Source organism: Fictibacillus sp. EA-CB0309 (assembly GCF_055814265.1).
This window is the reverse complement of record NZ_CP169271.1, coordinates 1,812,128-1,829,312: the sequence shown is the minus strand read 5'-3', so window position 1 is coordinate 1,829,312 and position 17,185 is coordinate 1,812,128. Positions and strand designations below refer to the sequence as shown.

15 protein-coding genes and 5 pseudogenes are annotated in these 17,185 nt (G+C 40.1%); 10 read left to right on the top strand and 10 right to left on the bottom strand.

Annotated elements, in window-relative coordinates:
* Nucleotides 1–105: 105 nt before the first annotated feature.
* A pseudogene (locus ACEWFH_RS10160) lies at nucleotides 106–1,010 on the top strand (hydroxymethylglutaryl-CoA lyase).
* Nucleotides 1,011–1,023: 13 nt separating this feature from the next.
* Here ACEWFH_RS10160 and ACEWFH_RS10155 read toward each other — a convergent pair.
* Together ACEWFH_RS10155 and ACEWFH_RS10150 are read right to left on the bottom strand one after the other, a co-directional pair.
* Nucleotides 1,024–1,326, bottom strand: a complete 303-nt coding sequence (locus tag ACEWFH_RS10155; protein WP_473727270.1) for an iron-sulfur cluster biosynthesis family protein — start codon at nucleotides 1,324–1,326, stop codon at nucleotides 1,024–1,026.
* A 41-nt stretch (nucleotides 1,327–1,367) separates the two neighbouring features.
* Entirely contained in the window at nucleotides 1,368–1,913 is a 546-nt protein-coding gene (locus ACEWFH_RS10150; protein WP_473727064.1) for a PadR family transcriptional regulator, read from the bottom strand.
* A gap of 157 nt (nucleotides 1,914–2,070) precedes the next feature.
* On the opposite strand from ACEWFH_RS10150, the gene ACEWFH_RS10145 reads away from it, so the two are divergent.
* Nucleotides 2,071–5,232, top strand: a complete 3,162-nt coding sequence (locus ACEWFH_RS10145; protein ID WP_473727063.1) for an efflux RND transporter permease subunit — start codon at nucleotides 2,071–2,073, stop codon at nucleotides 5,230–5,232.
* A gap of 284 nt (nucleotides 5,233–5,516) precedes the next feature.
* On the top strand, nucleotides 5,517–5,669 hold the full coding sequence (locus ACEWFH_RS10140; protein WP_473727062.1) for a hypothetical protein: 153 nt from the start codon (nucleotides 5,517–5,519) through the stop codon (nucleotides 5,667–5,669).
* A gap of 113 nt (nucleotides 5,670–5,782) precedes the next feature.
* Here ACEWFH_RS10140 and ACEWFH_RS10135 read toward each other — a convergent pair whose 3' ends face one another.
* A complete protein-coding gene (locus ACEWFH_RS10135) occupies nucleotides 5,783–6,436 on the bottom strand; it encodes a TVP38/TMEM64 family protein (protein ID WP_473727061.1) in 654 nt (217 codons plus the stop codon).
* A gap of 218 nt (nucleotides 6,437–6,654) precedes the next feature.
* Here ACEWFH_RS10135 and ACEWFH_RS10130 point away from each other — a divergent pair, with 218 nt between their 5' ends.
* Nucleotides 6,655–6,777 carry a hypothetical protein gene (locus ACEWFH_RS10130; protein WP_473727060.1) on the top strand — a complete coding sequence of 41 codons (123 nt, stop codon included), beginning with the start codon at nucleotides 6,655–6,657 and terminating at the stop codon, nucleotides 6,775–6,777.
* Between the two features lie 174 nt (nucleotides 6,778–6,951).
* Here ACEWFH_RS10130 and ACEWFH_RS10125 read toward each other — a convergent pair whose 3' ends face one another.
* Nucleotides 6,952–8,349, bottom strand: coding sequence for an N-acetylmuramoyl-L-alanine amidase (locus tag ACEWFH_RS10125; protein WP_473727059.1), 1,398 nt, complete (start codon nucleotides 8,347–8,349; stop codon nucleotides 6,952–6,954).
* A gap of 138 nt (nucleotides 8,350–8,487) precedes the next feature.
* On the opposite strand from ACEWFH_RS10125, the pseudogene ACEWFH_RS10120 reads away from it, so the two are divergent.
* A pseudogene (locus ACEWFH_RS10120) lies at nucleotides 8,488–9,218 on the top strand (ZIP family metal transporter).
* 70 nt (nucleotides 9,219–9,288) lie between these two features.
* On the opposite strand, the gene ACEWFH_RS10115 reads toward ACEWFH_RS10120, so the two are convergent.
* Both ACEWFH_RS10115 and ACEWFH_RS10110 read right to left on the bottom strand, forming a co-directional pair.
* Nucleotides 9,289–9,618, bottom strand: a complete 330-nt coding sequence (locus ACEWFH_RS10115) for a YolD-like family protein (protein ID WP_473727058.1) — start codon at nucleotides 9,616–9,618, stop codon at nucleotides 9,289–9,291.
* Between the two features lie 15 nt (nucleotides 9,619–9,633).
* Nucleotides 9,634–10,889, bottom strand: a pseudogene (locus ACEWFH_RS10110) (Y-family DNA polymerase).
* Nucleotides 10,890–11,052: 163 nt separating this feature from the next.
* Here ACEWFH_RS10110 and ACEWFH_RS10105 point away from each other — a divergent pair.
* The gene (locus ACEWFH_RS10105) at nucleotides 11,053–11,253 is read left to right on the top strand and encodes a YqzH family protein (RefSeq protein ID WP_473727057.1); all 201 of its coding nucleotides are present in this window, start codon (nucleotides 11,053–11,055) and stop codon (nucleotides 11,251–11,253) included.
* 71 nt (nucleotides 11,254–11,324) lie between these two features.
* On the opposite strand, the pseudogene ACEWFH_RS10100 reads toward ACEWFH_RS10105, so the two are convergent.
* Nucleotides 11,325–12,115: pseudogene (locus ACEWFH_RS10100) on the bottom strand (SDR family NAD(P)-dependent oxidoreductase).
* The gene (locus tag ACEWFH_RS10095) at nucleotides 12,112–13,056 is read right to left on the bottom strand and encodes an MBL fold metallo-hydrolase (protein WP_473727269.1); all 945 of its coding nucleotides are present in this window, start codon (nucleotides 13,054–13,056) and stop codon (nucleotides 12,112–12,114) included. The pseudogene ACEWFH_RS10100 and the gene ACEWFH_RS10095 overlap by 4 nt, the downstream one beginning before the upstream one ends.
* Nucleotides 13,057–13,443: 387 nt before the next feature.
* Between ACEWFH_RS10095 and proC the strand changes: the two genes are divergently transcribed.
* Nucleotides 13,444–14,265 carry a pyrroline-5-carboxylate reductase gene (gene proC / locus ACEWFH_RS10090; protein WP_473727268.1) on the top strand — a complete coding sequence of 274 codons (822 nt, stop codon included), beginning with the start codon at nucleotides 13,444–13,446 and terminating at the stop codon, nucleotides 14,263–14,265.
* A 4-nt stretch (nucleotides 14,266–14,269) separates the two neighbouring features.
* Here the strand turns inward: proC and ACEWFH_RS10085 are convergent, their stop codons facing one another.
* The gene (locus tag ACEWFH_RS10085) at nucleotides 14,270–14,608 is read right to left on the bottom strand and encodes a DUF3889 domain-containing protein (RefSeq protein WP_473727056.1); all 339 of its coding nucleotides are present in this window, start codon (nucleotides 14,606–14,608) and stop codon (nucleotides 14,270–14,272) included.
* A 139-nt stretch (nucleotides 14,609–14,747) separates the two neighbouring features.
* Here ACEWFH_RS10085 and ACEWFH_RS10080 point away from each other — a divergent pair, with 139 nt between their 5' ends.
* From ACEWFH_RS10080 to namA, 3 genes and pseudogenes are all read left to right on the top strand, one after another.
* Nucleotides 14,748–14,927 carry a hypothetical protein gene (locus ACEWFH_RS10080; RefSeq protein ID WP_066242118.1) on the top strand — a complete coding sequence of 60 codons (180 nt, stop codon included), beginning with the start codon at nucleotides 14,748–14,750 and terminating at the stop codon, nucleotides 14,925–14,927.
* Between the two features lie 106 nt (nucleotides 14,928–15,033).
* A pseudogene (locus ACEWFH_RS10075) lies at nucleotides 15,034–15,797 on the top strand (glycerophosphodiester phosphodiesterase).
* A gap of 70 nt (nucleotides 15,798–15,867) precedes the next feature.
* Nucleotides 15,868–16,884 carry an NADPH dehydrogenase NamA gene (gene namA, locus ACEWFH_RS10070; RefSeq protein ID WP_473727267.1) on the top strand — a complete coding sequence of 339 codons (1,017 nt, stop codon included), beginning with the start codon at nucleotides 15,868–15,870 and terminating at the stop codon, nucleotides 16,882–16,884.
* Nucleotides 16,885–16,983: 99 nt separating this feature from the next.
* Here namA and ACEWFH_RS10065 read toward each other — a convergent pair whose 3' ends face one another.
* Nucleotides 16,984–17,178, bottom strand: a complete 195-nt coding sequence (locus tag ACEWFH_RS10065; RefSeq protein WP_473727055.1) for a phosphatase PAP2 family protein — start codon at nucleotides 17,176–17,178, stop codon at nucleotides 16,984–16,986.
* Nucleotides 17,179–17,185 lie beyond the last annotated feature (7 nt).

Sequence of the window (17,185 nt, the reverse complement as noted above, 5' to 3'; positions counted from 1 at the left end):
ATTCCTTTTTATCATACCATAACATTTGAAATGTGTTGCAACAGACGATTTTCTTTAGTTAAAATAAAGGAAGGAAAACGCTTTCCAGAAAGGGGTTTTACATTAGTGGACTTACCTGAACGAGTCACACTTATCGAAGTTGGACCGCGGGATGGGCTTCAAAACGAAAAGAATCTGATCCCAGTAAAAGATAAGATTGAATTTATTTCATTATTGAAGAATGCGGGATTTCAAGAAATGGAGCTCACCTCATTTGTTTCACCAAAATGGGTGCCTCAAATGCAAGATGCCTCTTTTGTTATTGAAAACTGCTTAGATGATCTAAGAAACTTTGTGCTAGCTCCTAACAAAAAAGGAATCGATTTAGCCACTGAATCAGGCGTGAAACATATTGCTGTATTCGTTGGTGTAAGTGACACATTCAACAAAAAAATATCAACAAAACGACCGAAGAAAGCATGAATGAATTAAGACCTCTTATTGATGATTTGAAACGCAAAGCGTATTTCGTCAGAGCTTGTATCTCTACAAGTTTTTATTGTCCTTTTGAAGGAAAAATCGATGAACAGGATGTATTAAAAGTTTGTCTCGAATTTGAAGAAATGGGTGTAGATGAACTCAGTGTAGCTGACACGATCGGGATGGCTAATCCATCGGAGTGCTATGAACTATTTACGTTATTGAAGCATCATCTGCGTGCAACGACGCTTCTTACCGCTCATTTCCACGATACGCGGGGAATGGCACTTGCCAATATTTTTGCCAGTCTGCAAGCCGGGATCGACCGTTTTGATACATCTGCCGGAGGGCTCGGCGGTTGTCCGTTTGCACCAGGTGCTTCTGGAAACGTCGCTTCTGAAGATGTCGTCTATATGCTATCTCAAATGGGTATTTCAACAGGTATTCACCTTGATAAACTGCTCGAAGCTGCAGCCTATATATCTCCACTTCTATCAAAGCCAGTATCAAGCAAACAATTTAACTTAGTAAGAAATGTTTCTCAGCATTAAAAAAAACACGGGCTTACATACCCGTGTTTTGTTTCGTTTTATCGTAATATTTCATGGAAGGATTTAAAATTTCTGCAGGGCTTTTTAACGCGAAGTGATTACCAGCTGGAGCATCAATCGTCATTTTCTCATCGAAGAAAACTGCTGTATTAAATTCCATATATAAATCCGGACCGTTCGTCTCGATTTTCGTGTCGTTCTCCTCTGTTTGATCAACCAGCCAAAGGGCCGCTACCCCACTCACAACACATCCGCACCCTTCTGTATCATGTTTGAGTTTTAAGTACCCTTCTTTTCCCTGTACCTTTTTTCCAATCGAGTTAATGCTGCATCTGTAAATACGATTTTCATGCTATTTTATGACTCACCTTTCTTTTTCAAAACTTTAATCGCCCAGTTACACCATGATAACCAGCTTTCCATATATCGAATGCCGAATTCACTCGTTAAATACTCGCCAAGTTCATTTTCTCCATACGTTCCTTTTGGAAAGTTCTCTTCTTGCCATTTTTTCGTCATCATTAGGCCCATCTGATGGTGTTCTTTACTCTTCTCTAAAAAATCAATTGCTTTTTCTGTAGGAATAAAGTGAAACATGGATACTCTTAATAACAGATCGTCTTTTAGCTTTGGGACATTTACAGGCTTGTTCAGCATCCATTCAAGAAGCTGTTCAAACCCTTTATCGGTGATCGTATATATTTTTTTATCTGGATAATCACTCTGCTGTACGGTCTTAGATTGAGTTAAACCTTCTTCTTCCATTTTAACTAGTTCACGATAGATCTGAGTGTGATGGGCTGTCCAAAAATGAATAACCGTTTCTTTAAATTGCTGTGTCAGCTCATATCCTGTTGCTTCATTTTTTGCCAATAAACCTAACAGCGCATACCTTAACGCCATTTGTTACCCTTCTTTCATACTGTACTGTTTTGCATTGTAACATATTTTTCACAAATTATTTATTCTTATTACTTGATATAAATCTTATACACACATTATATTATAGATAAACATATGTGAAAATACACATATAAAAACATACGTAGGAGAGGGATCAATGAACTGGTTAACAAAATTCAGTCTAAAAAACCCAGTAGCGATATTTATTTTTTCATTTTTGCTCATTGTTGGAGGGGTATTCTCGTTCACGAACTTAAAAGTGGATCTGCTTCCAAATGTTGAGTTTCCACAATTGACGGTTCAAACTGTCTATCCAGGAGCATCTCCTGAAGATGTGAACCAGCAAGTAACAGACAAACTTGAAACTCAATTAAAGCAGGTAGAAGATGTAAAATCAGTAAAAAGCTCTTCACTTGAAAGTGTTTCTATCATTAGTATGGACTTTCCTTTTACAGCCAATATGGATGATGTAGAAGATCAAGTAAAATCCATCATTTCAGAAACAAATCTTCCAGATGACGTTGAACCTGAAGTAAGCCGTTTTTCATTTGGAACCATACCTATTTACAATATTTCTTTATTCCCTGAAAAAGAAGGAGAAAACATTCAAGCGTTTGTAAACGATGAATTGGTTCCAGAACTTAAAAAGATCCAAGGCGTTAACAACGTTTCGGTAGGTGGTGTAAAAGAAACATTCGTTTCGATTACATTAGACAAAGAGAAAGCAAAAGAAGCTGGAATAACCTTAAACTCAGTGAAAGAGGCGATCAACAGCCGTGATATTTCATTCCCGGCAGGTACAGTAACTGACGATTCGATTACGGTTCCTGTTCGTGTTGAAGAGGCTGTAGATACAGTTGCTGAACTAAAAGAAATTTCAATCTCCAGCAGCCAAGGCGCACCCGCCCAATCTCCTGGAGGAGCTGGAAATGCACAAGGTCCTGGTGCACCAGGTGGCGCTGGTGGTGGAGCACCTGGCGGTCAAGGAGCTCCTGCACAAACACAAGCTCCTCAAGCACCGTCTAGCTTAAAGCTTGGTGATATTGCCGAAGTAAAAGAAACTGATGATGTAAGTGAGATCACAAGATATAACCAAAAAGCTTCCCTTTCTATGGCCGTAACGAAAAAACAAGATGCAAACACGGTTGAAGTCGCTGAAAAAGTGATCGAAGTTCTTAACAAAAAGAAATATGATGATAAGTTAAACTATGCGATTGGATTCGGCCAGGCGGAAGGCATCAAAGATTCCGTAAACACACTGGTTAAAGAAGGTTTATTTGGTGCATTATTCGCCTCCTTAGCCGTTCTGATTTTCCTTAGAAACTTTAGAGCAACCATTATCGCGATTATCTCTATCCCGCTTTCCTTGCTCGTTTCAGCTATCTTCTTAGACCGTCTTGATATTACCTTAAATATTATGACTCTTGGCGGAATGGCTGTTGCAGTTGGGCGTGTTGTGGATGATAGTATCGTTGTTATTGAGAATATCTTCAGAAGGATCAGAAAAACGGACGGAGACTATGACCGCGATGAGCTGATCATCGACTCTACACGCGAGATTTTAAAAGCAATTGTATCTTCGACGATTACAACCGTTGTTGTATTCTTGCCGCTCGGGCTAGTTGGCGGAGTAACGGGTGAGTTCTTCTTGCCGTTTGCTTTAACCGTTGTGTTTGCGCTGTTAGCATCACTCATCGTTGCTGTTACAATTGTACCCATCTTAGCAAAATATGCATTTAAAAAAGTTAAACCAGAGAAAAATGATGGTCCGTTGCAGCGCGGCTATGAGAAATTAATTAAAGCTTCTCTTAACCATAAAATTCTTGTTCTCTTCACTTCCTTTATTCTCTTAGGAGGATCATTCTTCCTGGCAACAAAATTGGGAATGGTATTCCTTCCGAATGAAGAGCAGAAAACTTTAACCGTTAACGTTGAATTGCCTGCAAGTACAAATGTAACAAAAACAAATGAGATCTCTCTTGAAGTTGAAGATTACCTGGCTCAAAGAGACACGATTAAAGATGTTACAGCGGGTATTGGGTCACGTGATTTCCAAACCGGTCTCAAACGTCAGAACGTTGCTAACTATTTTGTAAACCTTAAAAAAGAAGCAAACGTTGAAACAGAATTAAAAGAACTTGAAAAAGATATAAAAGCCATTACCGATGAAAAAGCAGAAGGAACCGTTATCAGCTTGCAGGAAGTTTCGAGCGGCGGACCACCATCTAATAACGAAGTAAACATTGATTTATACTCAAACAATCTAGAAGATTTACAAAGAGCTGCAAGCCAAGTTGAAGATTACATGAAGACTCTCGATTCGATCAAATATGTATCGAACAACTTTAAAGATACGCAAAAGCAATGGGCTGTTTCGATCGATACAGAAAAAGCAGCTGAAAAAGGTGTGTCAGGCTTTGCCGTTTTAGGAGCAGTTTCTGATGTAACAAAACCTGTTGAAGTCGGTGAACTTACGTTAGATGGAGACCAAAAGAATGTAAAAGTTGAGTATGACGAATCTGTAAAATCTCTAGATGAGATTAAGGATCTTACTGTATTCGGTACATCTGGACCTGTAAAAATTTCAGACGTTGCTGATGTTTCTGAAAAAGAAACAGTAACAGGCATCCAGAAACTAGATGGTAAGATTTATGCTCAAGTCTCTGCACAAGTTAAAGGAGACAATGTTCAAAAGGTTACACAAGACGTTATTAATGGCGTTGAAGATAATGTAGATCTTCCTGCTTCTGTATCAACTGAAGGCGGCGGCGGAAGCGAAGAAACGATGGATACGTTTAAAGATCTAGGTCTTGCAATGCTTGTTGCCATCGGTCTCGTTTACTTAACGATGCTGATTACCTTTGGCCGTGCTCGTATACCGTTTATTATCCTTTCTTCTCTCTTGTTCGTTCCTGTGGGAGCGATCGGAGGATTATATCTGATCAATGAACCACTTTCTGTAAGTGCCATGATCGGAATACTCATGCTGATTGGTATTGTTACAACGAATGCCATCGTATTGGTAGACCGTATCGGCCAGAACCGTGAAATTAAAGGGATGCCTGTACGTGAGGCACTTTTAGAAGCAGGTAAAACCCGCTTACGACCGATATTAATGACAGCATTTGCTACCATTGCAGCACTAATCCCGCTTGCATTGACAACTTCCTCTGGAACGCTGATTTCCAAAGGTTTAGCGATTGTTGTAATCGGAGGACTAACTACTTCTACTTTGTTAACATTGATCATCGTACCTGTCCTTTATGAATTATTCTTTAGAAGACAGGCAAAACGTGAAAAAGCAAAGATCACTTCATAAACAATGAAAAGAGTACTGCTCACCTCTTCTCGAGGCAGCGGTACTCTTTTTTTGCTGTTTTTATAACCTTTTTGCTCTTGGGAGTGGTTGAAGTAGTTATCGTAAAGCTTCTCATGAATACGAGACTTTTAGAACTTACATATTAAGATGCAGAGAACACCTCTTTTAAGCCAAAATACCTTGTTTTTCTCTTAAAATTGCACATCGGGACTAAAGACCCTGTTTTACCTCACTTACTAATGGGAAATATATCAGCAATATCAAATGCAGGAGGCTGAGAGATTATGAAACAAATCTGCTCAAGAAAAGTAAAAGTTACAGCAAAATATACGGTTAATAAAGCGATTGAAATTATGCAATCTGCTAAAAAATTAACAGCCAGCTTTTTTTATGCAAAGACGGAATTACTGTCCACGCCTCTGGATTATCTCAGCTAGTTTCATTCTTCCTAACACTGAAAGAAGGAGATTCGTTTCTTTATATCGTTGAAGGGGCTGATGCTGAGTCTGCCATGAGCCTTATCTCACCGCAAGAAACTGTATCTCAATCGCTATAATCCTACTTTCGCCTTCATTTTCTTTTTGAAGATCAGAGGTAAACCTACAATGACAAACAGCAGGGTTGTTCCGATCCACACTACTTCCTTGCTTCCCGAGGTCATTGATGTCCCTAAATACGTATAAGCGATTGTACCTGGAATGATTCCAATTGCTGTTGCAATCGCGTAGTCTTTAAACTTAACCTTTGTCAGGGATGTTAAATAGCTGACAAGGTCAAAATTCAAAACCGGCAGCAATCTCAATAATAGGACATACCGAATCCCTTCTCTTTCTATCTTGCTGCGTACTTTTTCATATTTTTCATTTTTCCATTGTTTACTTTTCTTAAATCGGCCCAGACGGTTGATCGCGTAATAAGTTAGGAGTCCCCCTCCAAGCGATCCTAGATATGTATAAAGACATCCCCAATAAAAACCGAATGATAGGCCGCTTGTTATAGCAAAAATGGAAGACGGAAATAACACAAAAGGCCTCACTGAATAAAGGACAACGAAGATAAATGGAGCAATCCATCCCCACTGCATGATCCAATTTCTTAATTCTTCAGGACTGAATCCCTTATAATTTTTTTGCAGCCAGAGAATGAATACGATCACTGCCGCAGCAAACAAAGCAATGTATAGCCATTTTTTTGTTAATTTCATAGACCCTCCATGTAAATATTTCATTTAGTAAGCATTTTTCCTTCTTCTGCACATATCCATACATAGTGTGATTGGCAAAGGAGGTTATCTATTGTGATTGTTAAAGCAACTGCGCCTATTTATGCAGAGCGCGCCGCAAAACTTGTTGAGCTAACAGGCAGCTTTACAGAATCCATCTATCTAAAAAAGGGGATCGTACCGCTGATGGAAAGAGTTTTTTGGGCATTATTGCACTATCGATCTATCCAGACGATTCTGTTGAAATTATTTGTGATCCGCCCAGTACTCAACTAAAAGAAAGGATACTTTCTTCTGGACTTTTTGCAAGCTGTAATTCATAGAATTACAAATTATTAGTTATCATTTTATAACAACTCACTCCCTTTTGGCTAATTCTTCCTTAACCTTGCGTTTTCAAAAAGTGTTTTTGTATCGTTTTTGTATAAAGAGTTCATGAGTTGAGCGAATTGCGGCAACCTGAACGGAAATAAAAAAGCCGGGATCCCCCGGCTTTTTTATAGTTCATTCAGTCTTGTATTTATTGAATTGATTCTCATTTGAAGAGGTGTCTTCGTTTCATTTAGCATTTTTTTGTATATTTCAAGTATCATAGTACTGTATGTTGTTCCCGGAACAGCCCATTTTCCATTTAACTGTGTCCATGTTACGGCACTTCCTCTTTGAACGAATTGAAATCTAGGATCCACAAGAGGATATTGCTTTGGTAACGGCTGTGTGGAACTATAAGCAAACAAGTGCTGTATATGGGCCAAAACGCCTTCTTGCGGTGTTTTAAACACAGCAGACTCGTTCTTACCTGTCGCTCCGATTCCAGCAAAGTTATTTTGAGAGGCTTTTACATCGCCTTGAAATCGAAAATACCCCGTCTCATGAACAGCTTGAGCATATGCAACATCTCCTCTAATTCCATACACTTGTCCAATCTGCACATATAAAGCTGCTAATGATGGTGCATTAGGATTAACACTTTGAACAAATCTCTCCATTTCAGCTGCAGACAACAACGTCGGTCCTAGTATCGTCAGTCCTTTAGGCGGTTCTGGTTGTGGTTTCGGAGGCTCAGGTTTAGGCGGTTTTGGATCCGGCACGGTTTCATTTTCATTTTTCTCGATCACATATGCATCGGCTACGCCAAGGGAACGTATCTTCTTAACAAAATTTTCAGCGTTTCCTCTGTCTTGAAAAGCACCAGCTTGTACTCTGTAATATGTTTTATTACCAGCTTTTATTTCGTCGATAAAGGCTGTAATCTTTTGTTTCGACAGGAATGAAATCCGGTCATTCGCATTCTGTTTTTGTTCAAACGCACCCGCTATGACGGTAAAAATTTGTGTTGGATTTGACTGTTTCTTTGGAAGTGAAAGCCCTTGTGCGATTCCAGTTGCAATGGCTGCAGACACTTCATTTTGAAAATCTTCTCTTTTTAATACAGCTAAATTTTTCTCATTATCTAAAAATAGGACTTCCAATAAAATCGCAGGCATTTTAGTTTCTCGGAGTACATGAAAATTAGCCTGTTTTTGCCCTCTATCACGAGCACCATATTTATTCATAACCGCTGCAGTCGGGACATGAATTGCATTTTGTATTCTTTTCGTTTCTGCTCCTGCGCTTGGATGCACATAACTCTCGAAGCCTTCTCCACCACCGCTATTCTGGTGTATGGACACATAAAGATCTGCATTTTTGCTGTTTGCTAAATCTGTTCTTTCTTCTAGCGATACTGTCGTATCACTACTTCGTGTCATAATTACGTTTACTTCATAGTTGTTTTGTAGATAGGATTGAACTTTCTTTGCGATGGCCAGATTGTATACTTTTTCAAAATTATCTTTATTCACGGCACCTGGATCATTACCTCCATGGCCGGGGTCAATTATAATGACTTTCAAGTTGTCACCTTCTTATTAATCCGTTAAATGCGCTAGTTAAAATTGCGCTTACTTCTATTAAAAATGAATTGGCGGTATACTAAAAGGGGTATATGACTATTTTTATAAAAATGGATATTTGACTAAGGTGGGTACAGAATGGAAGCTGCTTTAATAGGAAGTGTTTTATCTGCATTAGCAACCGGATTTGGTGCTTTGCCTGTTCTCTTCTGGTCACAGGTGACACACCGATTCCGTGACATTTTGCTTGCCCTTACAGCAGGCATCATGGTCGCTGCATCGACTTTCAGCTTGATTCCCAAGCTTTAGAATTATCAAACTTAACTGTGCTAACAATTGGCATCACGCTTGGTACCTTAACACTTTTGCTTTTGGAGCGATTCATTCCGCATGTGGATCTTGATCACTCTAAAATTTTTAAGGGCATTGATTCAAAAGCTATTCTCGTGATTGCTGCGATTACACTGCACAATTTACCTGAAGGACTTTCTGTCGGTGTTAGTTATGCGAGTGATAATACAGGACTTGGCGGATTAATTGCATTTGCGATTGGTCTTCAAAATGCACCAGAAGGCTTACTTGTAGCACTTTTCTTAATTCATCAAAAAATGAACAGAATAAAAGCTTTCTTTATTGCGACGTTAACAGGAGCTGTTGAAATCGTTACGGCTATGCTCGGTTATATTCTCACTTCCTATGTAGAGAATCTTGTACCTTATGGCCTTTCTTTCGCAGCTGGTGCTATGCTTTTTATCGTATACAAAGAGCTCATTCCAGAAAGCCATGGCGATGGTCACGCCCGCTCTGCTACATTATCATTTATCGCCGGGCTCTTGATCATGATCTACTTAACTCAGATTTTCGGATAATAATAAAAGGCTGTTAAGAGACTTGTAAAAAAAGAGAAAAAAACTGGTCCTGTATTCGGGACCAGTTTTTTTATGCATAATCAATATCCATAATTTCCGTCACTCTTAGGATATGCATCTTGTCCGCCTTATCCATCACCCTTAACTCCTTCTTGAATTCATCCACGTAATGAACCTGTCCCTTAAGCTCAGCACTTCTCCCATTTTCAAAATACGTAAACTTTAATGTTTGATTTTCCTCCATGGCGACACAGATCGTCTCATTAAATTCTTCGTACTTTTGTTCATCTAGTTCAGGTTTTCGCCCGTAATCTAGACCGTCCTGATGATCTCTTAACATTTTCACGTGTTCCGGCAGCATCATCGCCGTCCACTTAATGGTGCCTCTGTCACGAATCACTGTTCGCCCTCCTCCTTATGCCTTATGCCCGCCTAAAAGCCGGCTTCTGTATAAAGCTGTTCCTCCTTTTGTATAGGAAACAGCTCGCAAAAGAGAGTTGGAGCCGTATTTTTGCCGAATATCGTCCATCACATAGCCAATTTTTCTTTTTTGTGGATGATCTAAAGAAAATAAAGTAAGCTGTGTTTCTGCATCTTCAGAGACGTTGGAAAGGGCGATTGAAATCTTACGTACCGTCTCTCCCTGATAAAAAGTCCGAAGCAAATCCAGACAAACTTCATAGAGCTCCATCGTAATATTAGTTGGCTGATCGATTGATTTGGAACGGTGGAAGCCTCCTCCTCCTTCATCTTTGCTGTATCCTAATCCAAAGCTGATGGTCCTTCCTGCTTTTCTTGCCCGTCTAGCACGTCTTGCCACCTCTTCACACATCTCTAAAATGACATGTTTAATCTCGTTTAAATCTGTGTAATCTCGCAGTAAGATCTGGCTCTTTCCATAACTGATCTGTCCTTGAAGAATAGGAGCTCCGATCTCGGACAGATCCACTCCCCATGCATGATAGTAGAGCTGATTTCCCATCACCCCGAACTTTTTCTCTAAAAGCTCCAGCGGATAGTGTGCCAGATCACCTACTTTTACAATCCCCATTCTGTTCAGCGTACGTTCCACCCGCGATCCGATACCCCACATCTGACTTAAAGGAGCTAGAGGCCATAGCTTCGTTTCTACATCTTCGTATCCCCATTCGGCTACGCCTTTTTTCTTTGCCTCGAGGTCTAGACAAAGCTTTGACAGAAGCATATTTGGACCGATTCCGATTGCACACGGTAATCCGAACTCTCGCCAGATGTCGCGGCGGATTCTTTCTGCGAGTTCTTGTGCGCTTCCCCATAATTTTTCTGTTCCATCGGCTTGAAGAAAACTTTCATCTACGCTGTATGTGTGTATGGACTCAGGCGGAACATAACGGTGCAGCAGTTTTGTGATCTCCATCGATCTTTCAAGGAAAAAGCCATCTGTGCGTTTACAATGATAATGTTTTTATTTTTCGGAATTTCAAACAGCCTGCTCCCTGTCCGGATACCAAAATCAGCTTTTAATCGCGGAGAAGCAGCAAGCACGACACTGCCTTGCCGCTCTGTATCCCCTACTACTGCCAAATGACACGTCAGCGGATTTAACCCTAAGCGTACAGCTGCGCAGCTTGCATAAAAACTCTTCATGTCCATGCACAAAATGGTACGCTTCGGCATTTCATCATAGTTCATTTGTCACAACCCCTTTATCATTTACGAACATCTGTTCCTTATATGTATACCCATTTTAACCGAATGTATGTTCTTATAACAATGGTAATTTTTTCAGCAAATTTTGCAGATTGACGTTTTCGGCTCAAAAGTCTAGGATTTATAAGGAAAGCCAGGTGAAAAAATGGACAGCTCTTTGTTAAGAAAAATGATCGTAAAGACGTTGAAAGATTACTTATGGGAAGAAGAAGATTGCATATTAACTGAGGATGAGTGGAATGAGCTTGAGGAGAAAATCCTGGGGCAGATGAGCGAAGAGGATCAAGAAGAGGCTGTTTATGCGATTATTCAAGACGTTGTTTATGAATATTTTACAACGAAGTAAAAGCAGATCCTGTTAATTATAGGAACAGAACCTGCTTTATATTTTAGTTAACATAATATAATTATAGTCACTTATTTTTGACGAAACGATTTTCCGCCTAATGTTTCAATCAATTTTGGCATCACTTGATACATCGTGCTCCCTATATTCATCCACCATGGCAGGTTAATCTCACGTACAGGACGTTCCATCGCTTTTACGATTTTTTCTGAAACATGGGAAGGCTGGAGCATCAGTTTTTGTACATTCTTTACATAGTTTCCTGACTGGTCCGCAAGCGTAAAGAAGTTTGTTGCGATTGGTCCTGGATTGATGGTTGTCACGTCAATTCCCTTGTGAGCAACTTCAAGGCGTAACCCGTTAGAGAAACCTAGTACAGCATGTTTAGTGGCTGCATACACGCTTGATTTCGGTGTTGAGATCTTGCCAGCTTGTGAAGCGATATTTACAATATGTCCGCTTCCTCTTTGGAGCATATGAGGCAGAAGTGCTCTCGTACACGCCATTAAACCTAGAACGTTCGTCGAAAACATACCCTCGATATTCTTCCAAGGTGACTGGGCAAACTCTTCGAAGATGCCTAAACCAGCGTTGTTCACTAAAATATGTATGTGTGAATGTTCCTTTAAAATTTGTGAGAACACCACATCCACACTTTCTTGGTTTGAAACATCTAGGATGTAGTATGGTGCAGTTACATTGGTTTCTTTTAAGATCGTTTCCTGCACTACTTTTAGCTGATCTTCTCTTCTAGCAGTCAGGATGGGGATAGCCCCTTTTTTGCAACATCCATAGCAAGGTGGGCACCTAGTCCTCCAGATGCTCCTGTGATCAAAACTACTTTTCCGTTCAGTGTACTCATCTTACAACTCCTGTTCTGCGATAATAAAAAGTTGCTTTCTCTTCATCTTTTGATACTCTTCCTTCAGATTCAAGAAGGTCAAGATGGCCTACAACTTCCGAGACAACCAACGCTAGCTGCTTTTCATATAATTTAGGAAAAAGACGTGCACACAGCTCAAATACGGTTAAAGGCTCATCACTTAACAAATGTTCAAGAGCGTTTGCCCGCTCATTATGATCGTGAAGTCTTTTGCTGATTAAATCGTGAGCGTTCGCAAAAGGTTCGCCATGACCAGGATAAACCATTTCTAAATGTAACGTTGAAAGATGCTGAAGAGTCTCACGGTATTGAAGGAGCGTTTTGGGACGCTCGGTTCCACGTTTTGCAGGCGGTTCTAAGAGAGCATTGGATGAAATATGCGGCAAAAGAACGTCCCCGCCGATCAAGATACCCTCACCTTCACTATAAAGCGACAGATGATCGGGCGCATGACCAGGCGTCTTTAAAAAGACAAATCCTTCATGACCAGAAACAGCATCCCCTGGTGCTGGAGTAGTATCAGGAACGAATGGACTTGAAAACGTTCGATATTTACGCAGCTTTAACAATTCGATTCTGCCTAATGAATCTGGCACTCCAAAAGAATCATAAAGATTTGTATAGAACGATTCTGCCCAATCCGTAAATTCACGATCCACGCTAACATAAGGAACGGATTCTTTGAGCATGAGTGCCGGCACACCAAATTCTTGAATCTCTTTTGACAGTCCAGCATGATCCGGGTGGTAGTGTGTACAAATATATTGATCTAAATCTTTAAAAGTGAGTCCGTGTTCCTTCAGAGAAGAAATAAGAATTTCTCTGCTTTCTTCTGTTTTTGCACCGGAATCAATAAGTGTGACTGCATCACCTTTTAGGAGGACACAATTGACAGGCCCTACATCAAAAGGTGTAGGCAGAGTGATCGGGATAATGGTTGCTTTTTTGTCATCTTTTCCTCCAAATAAAATAACTAGTTGACATACATATAGAAATCATAGCATAATGTTTTTTAAAATATAAAAGAAATGCCAATTATGGCCAATAAATAAATGCGTTGATAGGGATTAGTAAGCAACCTCCCCCGTTAATAGAGAGTGAAATCCATAGGCTGCAAGATTTCACCGGAAAGGAATTGCCGAACCTGCCCTGGAGCAGTCTGGAGAAATCTGGCGCAGTTCTGCGATAAAGACACTTTGAGCGGGCAAGCAATAATGCCAACAAAGGTGGTACCACGGATCACTCCCATCCGTCCTTTAACTTTAGGACTGGGAGTTTTTTTATACTCAAAAATTGAGGAGGGATCGATCGTGGGAAAAGAGAAAATGGCTTTTATTGGTGCTGGTGCAATGGCTGAGGCCATCATGGAAGGATTAATCAAAACAAAAAAATGGCGAGCAGATTTAATTACGATAAAAAACCGCAACAACACGAAACGAGTTAAAGAACTTGAAGATAAGTATGGTGTGATACCCGCCTCAACGATAGAAGAAGCAGTAATGAATGCAGATATCATCATTCTTGCGGTAAAGCCAAAAGATGCGTACAGTGCGGTCGAGAGCATCAAGCCGTTTGTTCAAAAGCATCAGCTGATCATTTCTGTAATGGCCGGCATCAGTTCAGAAACCCTTACAGAATGGACAAATCAAGAGAACCCTGTAATCAGAGCCATGCCAAATACATCAGCATCGATTGGATATTCAGCAACCGCACTTTCAGCTGGTATATACGCCACACAAGCACATATTGAAAAATCTCTTGAACTGTTTGAAACAATCGGGACGGTTACGCTCGTACCTGAGGAAAAACTTCATATCGTGACAGGTCTTTCAGGAAGCGGTCCTGCCTACATTTATTATATTGCTGAAGCTATGCAAAAAGCGGCTGAAGAATTAAACCTTTCTCAGGAAGAAGCGAAAACACTTATTTCTCAAACCTTGCTAGGTGCATCGCTTATGCTTAAACAAACAAAAGAATCCCCAATCGAGCTTAGAAGAAAAGTCACTAGTCCTGGCGGCACGACTGAGGCAGGGATTGGCAAGCTTGATCAATATCACGTTCAAGATGCTTTTTTAGCTTGTATCAAAAAAGCTGTAAAACGATCAGAAGAATTAGGAAAGATGAAATGATGCTCTATCGGGCTGTCTCTTGAAACGAAATACTCTTAAATACGCGATTTGGGGTTAATGTTATCGTAACGACGACACCTTTTTCGGAAGCGCCTTTTCTGATCCACAGCTTAAACCTTTCAACATTATCTCCATTTTGAGCTATAGTTCGACCAACGTATAAATAATCTACAATATCGTAATCGGGGTAGCGCTTACCTGTTTCAAAAACAGCAAGCCTGCCCCATTTTGCATAAGCGGGCTCTTGCATACCGGGATATGCAGCTGTAACCGCAGTTGGAACAGAGATAAATAAGAGAAAACTTGCCAGCAGTAAGGAACATAATTTGATGGAGATTTTCATAAGTAATCAACTCCTTTTTATTATTTTGCTCCATTTCTCTAGATAGTTCTGCGAAAATTGACGATTAGAAAAAATTGACAAGCCCTTACCCTGGTCTTTATCATTTACTATAGAGAGCTAGATTTAGGGAGGGATTTATGTGGCAGAAGTAGAAATTTCCCAAAGATACCTTGAATTGCGCGTTCAGTTTGAAAAGTTCACAAAGCGATCTCTTACAGAAAAAGAGCTTGTTTTTATCCATTGGCTTACAGAAAAAGGGGCTAGTGTCGAAGAACATAAAGCAGAAGAAAAGAAGAAGCGTTCCAAACGCAGAAAATAACTTACCCTTCCTCATTATAGGAAGGGTTTCTTTCATTTCCAATCCGTTTCATTATCACCTATACTGTCTATAATCTTAAATTTTCTCTAGAAGGGTGCTGTATATCATGACTTATATTTTTGCTCATAGAGGTTCTAGTAAAGATTGTCCAGAGAACACAATGGCTGCATTCAAAAAGGCATATGAAGATGAAGCAGACGGTATCGAACTAGATGTACAGCTTTCCAAAGACGGTATTCCCGTTATCATTCATGACGAAAAATTGGATCGGACCACAAATAAAAAAGGTCATGTCATTGATTATACATATGAAGAACTAATAAAGGCAGATGCAGGAAGCTGGTTTTCAAAATCATTTAGTGGTGAGCATGTCCCTCCCTACAACTATTTTTAGAATGGATCGCTCCTCTTCCAATGCTGCTAAATATTGAATTAAAAAATAATATTATTGAATATAACGGTCTAGAAGAAAAGGTGTTGCAGCTATTGCATCATTATGGAATGGAAGAACGCACGGTTATCTCATCGTTTAATCATTACAGTTTAGTCAAGATCAGAAAGATGAACGCATATATCGAGACGGCTCCCCTCTATTCTTCTGGCTTATATGAACCATGGGAATATGTAAAAGCGGTCTGTTCACAAAGTGCTCATCCAAACTACAAATCACTTCATCCATACATCATGGAAGGCTTTAAACGGAATAATATACCGGTACGTCCTTACACAGTTAACAGTCAAAAGTGGATGAACTATTTTTTTGATTGGGGCACCCAAGCCATTATCACCGACTATCCCATCATTGCAAAACAATTGTTAAACGGTACATCACCAAAGACGAAGAGCAGATTTCTTCAAAAATGGTGGTAGTACGATTTACAATGAACGTAAAGGGCGAGTGAACATTAAGTGCGCCTAATGGAAAAAGGAGTTGTTTATTATTCAACCGTTATTGTTTCAACCGCTAACGATTCGTAACGTTACGCTAAAAAACCGTATCGTTATGTCACCTATGTGTATGTATTCTTGTTACGATCAAGATGGAATAGTAACCCCATGGCATATTACTCATTACACATCAAGAGCAGTCGGCCAAACAGGATTGATCATGACAGAGGCAGCTTCGGTAAGTCCTCAGGGAAGAATCAGCCCAGAAGACTTAGGGATCTGGGATGACAGCCATGTGGAAGGCTTGTCTCATCTCGTTAAGTCTATTCATGACAATGTTTCGAAAGCCGCTATTCAGATTGCTCATGCTGGACGCAAGGCAATGATTGACGGACCAATCATCGCCCCATCTGCCATAGCGTTTTCAGATAAAATGAAAACACCCGAAGAAATGACTCTGCAACAGATTGAGGAAACGGTGAATCAATTTAGAGCTGCTGCAAAAAGAGCGAAGACAGCGGGCTTCGATGTGCTCGAGATCCACGGGGCACATGGCTACCTAATTAATGAATTCCTTTCACCTCTATCTAATAAAAGAAGTGATTCTTATGGAGGCAGCCAGGAAAACCGCTACCGCTTCTTACAAGAGATCATCAGAGCAATGAGACTAGAGTGGGATGGCCCATTATTTGTTCGGATTTCAGCGAATGATTATCACCCTGAAGGAAATACTCCAGAAGATTTTGTAACGTATGCGAAGTGGATGAAAGAAGATGGTGTTGATCTTGTTGACTGCAGTTCAGGAGCTGTTGTCCCTGCGAAAATCAATACATTCCCTGGCTATCAAGTTCCTTTTGCGGACAAAATTAAAAATGAAGCAGAAATCGCTTCAGCAGCTGTAGGTTTGATTACGACAGGCAGTCAGGCAGAAGAAATTCTGCAAAACAACCGTGCTGATCTCATTTTTATCGGACGAGAATTCCTCAAAGATCCGTATTGGCCACGATCAGCAGCACAAGACCTTGGAATAGACCTTCAAAGTCCAAAACAATATGAGCGCGGTTGGTAACGCGCAGATACAAAACTGGCTCTTCTGATAGAGCCAGTTTTTTGCTTTATATTAGGTGATTTAGGTGATAGAACGATAGAACAGAACTTCCTCACCCTATCAATGCTCCCTTCGCTTAACAAGTCCAATCAGCAACTTATAAAGCAAAACACATAAAAGGAGCCATGTTCCGCCAGCAGCAAAGCCACCGAGGACATCTGTTGGATAATGGACACCTAGATAAACCCTGCTAAAGCCCACTAATCCAATAAAAAGTGCGGTAAGAATATAAATATATTTTCTATAAGAGCGCAAAAAAGCA

What these genes read in the sequence shown, in the direction of transcription:
- ACEWFH_RS10150 (WP_473727064.1), bottom strand. Translation starts at nt 1,913, where the DNA reads ATGGCGTTAAGGTATGCGCTGTTAGGTTTATTGGCAAAAAATGAAGCA.
- ACEWFH_RS10145 (WP_473727063.1), top strand. Translation starts at nt 2,071, where the DNA reads ATGAACTGGTTAACAAAATTCAGTCTAAAAAACCCAGTAGCGATATTT.
- ACEWFH_RS10140 (WP_473727062.1), top strand. Translation starts at nt 5,517, where the DNA reads ATGAAACAAATCTGCTCAAGAAAAGTAAAAGTTACAGCAAAATATACG.
- ACEWFH_RS10135 (WP_473727061.1), bottom strand. Translation starts at nt 6,436, where the DNA reads ATGAAATTAACAAAAAAATGGCTATACATTGCTTTGTTTGCTGCGGCA.
- ACEWFH_RS10105 (WP_473727057.1), top strand. Translation starts at nt 11,053, where the DNA reads ATGGACAGCTCTTTGTTAAGAAAAATGATCGTAAAGACGTTGAAAGAT.
- ACEWFH_RS10085 (WP_473727056.1), bottom strand. Translation starts at nt 14,608, where the DNA reads ATGAAAATCTCCATCAAATTATGTTCCTTACTGCTGGCAAGTTTTCTC.